Origin of the sequence: Aeromonas sp. HMWF014 (assembly GCF_963878295.1) — a bacterium.
Classification (GTDB): domain Bacteria; phylum Pseudomonadota; class Gammaproteobacteria; order Enterobacterales; family Aeromonadaceae; genus Aeromonas; species Aeromonas popoffii.
This window is the reverse complement of record NZ_CAWNYS010000514.1, coordinates 10535-16522: the sequence shown is the minus strand read 5'-3', so window position 1 is coordinate 16522 and position 5988 is coordinate 10535. Positions and strand designations below refer to the sequence as shown.

Below are 5988 nucleotides of genomic sequence, written 5' to 3'. Positions count from 1 at the left end.
GCCTTGAAGGGGGGGATTTCTAGGTGGCGCTCACCATATTCATTGTCCCAACCATAGGTGGCATCTTGCTTGCCGAGGCGCACCTGACCCCCTGCCACGGGTATCAGGCTGTTGGCAGGCACGTCCGCCATCTGATGGCGTCCCCGGGGGCAGGCGGGCCAATAGGGGCGGGGCCGTACCCAGGCCAGTGGCAGCTGGCGGATCAGCACGCTGGAAGTTTCGAGGTGGATACGCTCGTGCTCTATCCCCATCAAGATGACCCAGGCCGGGCTCTGCCAGTCGATGGGCAGGCTTAGCGGCATACGATGAATGAAGTCAATGACACGGGCACGCACCTTGGCACGGTAGCTTCTTAGCTCGGCGACCTTGGGCCAGTCGTAGTGGGTCTCGTCCAGATCGTCCCAGCTCATCTCGTCCACCCCGATGGCGACCATGGCCTCGATGCGTGCATCAATACGACAGTCAATGAGTCGCGCGGCCAGCAGCTTGTTGATGCAGAAGGCGGCGGTGTGGCCGTAATAAAAGATGAGTGGATGGCGCAGCGGGATCGCCTTGTTGAACCAGGCGCGCTCGTCAGCCAGACAATCGAACAGCGAGTCATAGAGATCGAAGGTCTGGCAGAAGTAGCTGAGCAGTTCACGGCGCTTCTGCTCGGGATCGCTGCCGGTCAGCAGCGGAGTGCGAGTCGGCTCAGGCAGGCCGAGGGCGGTAGAAAACTGGGTGCTGACGTGGGGCACGCTGTGACTCCTTGCTGGCAGTGAAAACTGACAAGACAGTGGTAAATACATTACCGCGATGGAGAGCTCTATACGCACAAGGTATGACTATTGGCTCAACCGGTCGGTGAGGCAACTAACAATTTTATGGTCATCAGCTTGGCAGGCCCCGCATGCGAGCCACACATCGACGGGTATTTGTCTCTGTCGACACGGTTAACTTTACCAAGGAGTGGCCTGAACGACTCCTTTTATGTTTGTGCCAATAAATGAAGTTCTATAAAATAGATAAAAATCATTGGCTTATATTGTTTCACGATGTTTGCCCACGTTTGGGTTCTAAAAGGGCTTTGTGTGCCAGGCCACAATCAGGATAGAGGTGATGACATTGATAATTGAAATGATATTGGCCGTCGGACTGAGTGGCTGCAGTTGGCTGGATGAGGCCAAGGTGACAGGGAAAGGGGCCGTTATCGAGCAGCATCAGCCCATGGACAAGCAGGTGACCCGGGTATTGGCGGGGGTGCCAGCCAATATTCATCTGGTGGTGGGGGAAGCGAGCGGTATTCATATCAAGGGACAGGAGAACCTGCTGCCCTATCTGGTGCTGACCGAGCGGGGCGACAAGCTGGAGATCGAGGTTAAGGAGGGCTATCGACTCGAACCGACCGAGCCGCTGGACCTCACTATCACCTTGCCCCAACTCCATGAACTGGCACTGACGGATTCTGGCAGCGGCGACCTGCAAGGTTTTAAGGGTGACAAGCTGGTATTGTCGGTGGCCGGCAGCGGCGACATAGTCGCCAGCAAGCTCGCGCTGAACAGGCTGGAAGGCAATATCTCGGGGTCCGGCAATCTGGATCTGGGTGATGGATCGGCCACCGCCATGAAGCTGAACATCGCCGGTTCCGGGGATGTTCAGGGGGCCAATCTCAAGGGTGAGAAGGTTGAGGTCAATATAGCGGGCAGCGGGAATGTGGAGGTGCGGGCCCGGGAGCGGCTCAAGGTCGGCATCGCCGGATCCGGTTCGGTCAGCTACTGGGGTGATCCCACGCTGGAGAGCAAGATCGCGGGCTCGGGTGACGTGACCCGCCAGGGCAGTTGAAGCCGCTGGCCTCAAGCCAATCATCGAACGTAGAAAAGAGACAGGCCCGTGGCGGGCCTGTCTCGATCAGAGATAGCGGGCGTGAAAGCGCAGGTGCGCCTCGATAAAGCTCGCCACGAAGTAGTAGCTGTGGTCATAGCCGGCATGGCGGTTGAGCTCCAGCGGCCACCCCTTGCTGGCAGCGGCTTCTGCCAGCGCATCGATGTGCAGCTGCTCGGCCAGGAAGGGGTCGTCCAGCCCCACATCCACCAGGGTTGGCAGTGGCGTGACTGGCTGGTGGCGCAGCAGCTGGCAGGCGTCCCACTCCTGCCATAGCAGCGGATTTTGGCCGAGATAGGCACCGAGCGCCTTCTGGCCCCAGGCGCAGCGGCTCGGGTGGCAGATCGGACTGAACGCCGAGACCGAACGATAGCGACCCGGCTCCCGCAATGCGGCGATCAGTGCGCCGTGACCGCCCATGGAGTGGCCGCTGATGGCGCGCCGGGTCGAGACCGGGAAGTGGGTCTCGATGAGCTCGGGCAGTGCACGGGTGACGTAGTCATACATCTGGTAGTGATCGCGCCAGGGGCTCTGGCTGGCGTTGACATAAAAACCGGCGCCCATGCCGAGATCGTAAGCGGGATCGTCCGGGATCCCCTCGCCGCGCGGGCTGGTGTCCGGCGTCACCAGGGCGATGCCCAGCTCGGCGGCGATGCGGTGTGCCCCCGCCTTCTGCATGAAGTTTTCATCGGTGCAGGTGAGGCCGCTGAGCCAGTAGAGCACGGGCACCTTCTGGCCGGTGAGGGCCTGGGGTGGCAGATAGATAGAAAAATTCATCTCGCAGCCGAGCAGGCTGGCACTGTGGCGATAGCGCTTGTGCCAGCCGCCGACGCTCTTGTTGCTGCTGATAATCTCCAGATTCATCGAAGGACTCCTGCACCCCGCCCACGAAGGTGGGCGGGGTGATCATGCTCAGTAGTGGATGACGGTGCGGATGCTCTTGCCTTCGTGCATCAGCTCGAAGGCGTCGTTGATCTGCTCCAGTGGCATGGTGTGGGTGATGAAGTCATCGAGGCGGAACTCACCCTGCATGTAGCGCTGCACATAGCTCGGCAGTTCGCTGCGACCACGCACCCCGCCAAAGGCGCTGCCGCGCCAGACCCGGCCCGTGACCAGCTGGAACGGACGGGTGCTGATCTCCTGACCGGCACCGGCCACACCTATGATGACCGACTCGCCCCAGCCCTTATGGCAGCACTCTAGCGCCGCCCGCATCACCTTGACGTTGCCGATGCACTCGAACGAGAAGTCGACGCCGCCATCGGTCAGCTCGACGATCACCTCCTGAATCGGTTTGTCGTAATCGTTCGGGTTGATGCAGTCGGTGGCGCCCAGTTTGCGGGCCAGTTCAAACTTGCTCTCGTTGATATCGATGGCGATGATCCGGCCAGCGTTGGCCAGACGGGCACCGATCACGGCGGAGAGGCCTATGCCCCCCAGCCCGAAGATGGCGACGCTCTCACCCTCTTTCACCTTGGCGGTGTTCATCACGGCACCTATGCCAGTGGTGACGCCGCAGCCGAGCAAGCAGACCTCTTCCAGCGGGGCGGCCGGGTCCACCTTGGCGATGGAGATCTCGGGCAGTACCGTGTATTCGCTGAAGGTGGAGGTGCCCATGTAGTGATAGATGGGCTGGCCATCTTTCGAGAAGCGGGTGGTGCCGTCCGGCATCAGTCCCTTGCCCTGGGTGGCGCGGATCTTCTGGCAGAGGTTGGTCTTGCCGGATTTGCAGAATTTGCACTCGCCGCACTCGGGGGTGTAGAGCGGGATCACGTGATCGCCGACCTTGACGCTGGTCACCCCTTCGCCGATGGACTCGACGATGCCACCCCCCTCGTGGCCAAGGATGCAGGGGAAGACCCCTTCCGGATCCTCACCAGACAGCGTGAAGGCATCGGTGTGGCAGACGCCGGTGGCGACGATGCGTACCCTCACCTCACCAGCCTGGGGCGGCATGACCTCCACTTCTTCGATGGAGAGGGGCTGGCCCGGTCCCCAGGCGATGGCGGCTTTACACTTGATGCTTTGAACCTGTGCCATGAATGACATCCTTCTTATTGCGGTAGGTGAACAGAGATGAACTCAGGTATGCAGTGTAGTTTCCCTTCTATTTGGTGATAATAAGGCTAAATATCAAATCACTTTTACACACAGGTAATAATGCTCGGCTGGGAAGGGATCTGTGAATTTGTCAGCGTAGCGGAGCAGGGGGGCTTTACCCCGGCTGCGCGCAAGCTGGGGGTGTCGGTGGCCCAGGTCAGCCGTCAGGTGGCACAGCTGGAAGACAGGCTGCAGGCCAAGCTGCTGCTGCGCACCACCCGTCAGGTGCGGCTCACCGAGCTTGGCGAAATCTATTACCGCCACTGCCGTCAGCTGCTGGACAACCTCTATGAAGCCGAGCTGGCGGTGGGACGCCATCAGGCGGTGCCGCAAGGGTCGTTGCGCATCACGGCGCCCGTCTCCTACGGCGAGAGCCGCATCGCCCCGCTGGTGAACGACTTCATGGTGCGTTTCCCCCAGCTGGAGGTGATCCTCAACCTCACCAATCAGCTGCTGGATCTGGTGCACGAAGGCTACGATCTGGCGATCCGGCTCGGCCATCTCAAAGATTCGACGCTGGTGGCGCGCAAGCTGGCGCAGCGGGTGCCCTATGTCTGCGCCTCACCGGCCTACACCGCCTGCCACGGCATCCCCAACAGTCTCTCCGAGCTGGCCCGCCACCGCTGTTTGGTGGGCAACAGTGACGAGTGGTACTTCACCCTGGACGCTCACCCCCACAGCGTGCGGGTGCACGGCCTGCTGCAGTGCAACAGCGGGCACGCCCTGCTGGACGCGGCGCTCAAGGGAATAGGCATTATCCAGCTGCCGGATTACTACGTGAGTGACCATCTGGCGCGGGGGGAGCTTATCGAGCTGCTGCCCGAGCTGCGTGCTCCGGAGGAGGGGATCTGGGCCCTCTATCCCCACAACCGCCACCTCTCCCCCAAAGTGCGGCTGCTGGTGGACTATCTGGCCGAGCGGCTGAGTGCTCCCCATCAACCTGCACTGGTGAGGCCGGTTGGTTGACAGGCATGCCTGTACTGGCTGGTTTTTTGTTTCAAATGAGCCTCTATTGGTGTAGCCTGTCAACTGAATTAGACCCGTTCAGACGTGGTCTTTTTTCTTCTTCTTGCTAAAGGGCTGATAATAATGAAAGGCACGGTAATTAACTTTAATGAAACAGATCGCACTGGTTTGATTTCCGGGGATGACAGCAATAGATATCAGTTTGACATTATTGAATGGAAAGGCAGTCAACTGCCGAAAAATGGCTTGAAAGTGGATTTCTCTATTGAAGGTGAGCAGGCACAGGCTATTTACGCCATCGCCTCCACGGTTGGCGCATCCAAAAAAGTGGCAGCAGCGTTGTTTGCGTTTTTCCTGGGCGCCTTCGGTGCACACAAGTTTTATCTTGGTTACACCAAGCAGGGTGTGTTCATGCTGCTGATTTTCTTGTTTGGTTTTATTCTGCTTGGTTTGCCCTCTGTCATTATCGGGCTTATTGCTTTCATCGAGTTTGTTATTTACATCTCTAAGTCCGATGAAGAGTTTGAGCAAACTTACATCATCAATAAAAAGGCATGGTTCTAGCCAAAAACTGGCTCTGCTCATGCACACTGGGCTAAGACGTCTCGCCCATTATGAAATAACCCGCTCTTTGCAACAGAGCGGGTTATTTCTATTGGGTTAGTCGGCCTGGCGGGTATCAGTACACTGGGGCCCGCCAGAAGGGGCTTGCCGGTAGCAAGGAGATCACTCCCGCTCCTTGACGTAAGGGGTACCGAGCGCCTTGGGGGCCACCGCCTTGCCGATGAAGCCGGCCAGCAGGAATACCGTCAGTATGTAGGGCAAGGCCTCGATGGCCTGCACCGGAATGGCGAAGCTACCTATGCTGACACCTTGCAGGCGGATGGCGACAGCATCGAGGAAGCCGAACAGCAGACATGCCGCCAGCGCATTCCAGGGGCGCCACTTGCCGAACACCAGCGCTGCCAGTGCCATAAAGCCCTTGCCTGCACTCATGTTGGGGATGAACTGGGCCGTCTGGGCCACCGCCAGATAGGTGCCACCAATGCCAGCCAGCAGACC

6 protein-coding genes and 1 pseudogene are annotated in these 5988 nt (G+C 59.3%); 3 read left to right on the top strand and 4 right to left on the bottom strand.

The annotated features are described in order from the left end of the window. Positions 1-788: DinB family protein (locus AAC083_RS20265; RefSeq protein ID WP_258224789.1), on the bottom strand; the 788-nt coding region annotated here is incomplete at its 3' end. A 310-nt stretch (positions 789-1098) separates the two neighbouring features. Here AAC083_RS20265 and AAC083_RS20260 point away from each other — a divergent pair. Further along, complete coding sequence (locus AAC083_RS20260) at positions 1099-1821, top strand: head GIN domain-containing protein (RefSeq protein ID WP_108537569.1); 723 nt, start codon at positions 1099-1101, stop codon at positions 1819-1821. A gap of 66 nt (positions 1822-1887) precedes the next feature. Here the strand turns inward: AAC083_RS20260 and fghA are convergent, their stop codons facing one another. Together fghA and AAC083_RS20250 are read right to left on the bottom strand one after the other, a co-directional pair. After that, on the bottom strand, positions 1888-2724 hold the full coding sequence (gene fghA, locus AAC083_RS20255; protein ID WP_042033982.1) for an S-formylglutathione hydrolase: 837 nt from the start codon (positions 2722-2724) through the stop codon (positions 1888-1890). Between the two features lie 48 nt (positions 2725-2772). Continuing rightward, a complete protein-coding gene (locus AAC083_RS20250) occupies positions 2773-3900 on the bottom strand; it encodes an S-(hydroxymethyl)glutathione dehydrogenase/class III alcohol dehydrogenase (protein WP_108537568.1) in 1128 nt (375 codons plus the stop codon). Positions 3901-4020: 120 nt separating this feature from the next. Between AAC083_RS20250 and AAC083_RS20245 the strand changes: the two genes are divergently transcribed. Both AAC083_RS20245 and AAC083_RS20240 read left to right on the top strand, forming a co-directional pair. Beyond that, positions 4021-4926 (top strand): LysR substrate-binding domain-containing protein, encoded by a 906-nt coding sequence (locus tag AAC083_RS20245; protein ID WP_042033979.1) that lies wholly within the window; start codon positions 4021-4023, stop codon positions 4924-4926. Positions 4927-5049: 123 nt separating this feature from the next. Beyond that, the gene (locus tag AAC083_RS20240; protein WP_042033978.1) at positions 5050-5490 is read left to right on the top strand and encodes a TM2 domain-containing protein; all 441 of its coding nucleotides are present in this window, start codon (positions 5050-5052) and stop codon (positions 5488-5490) included. Positions 5491-5652: 162 nt separating this feature from the next. On the opposite strand, the pseudogene AAC083_RS20235 reads toward AAC083_RS20240, so the two are convergent. Then, positions 5653-5988: pseudogene (locus AAC083_RS20235) on the bottom strand (ABC transporter permease); the annotation flags it as partial.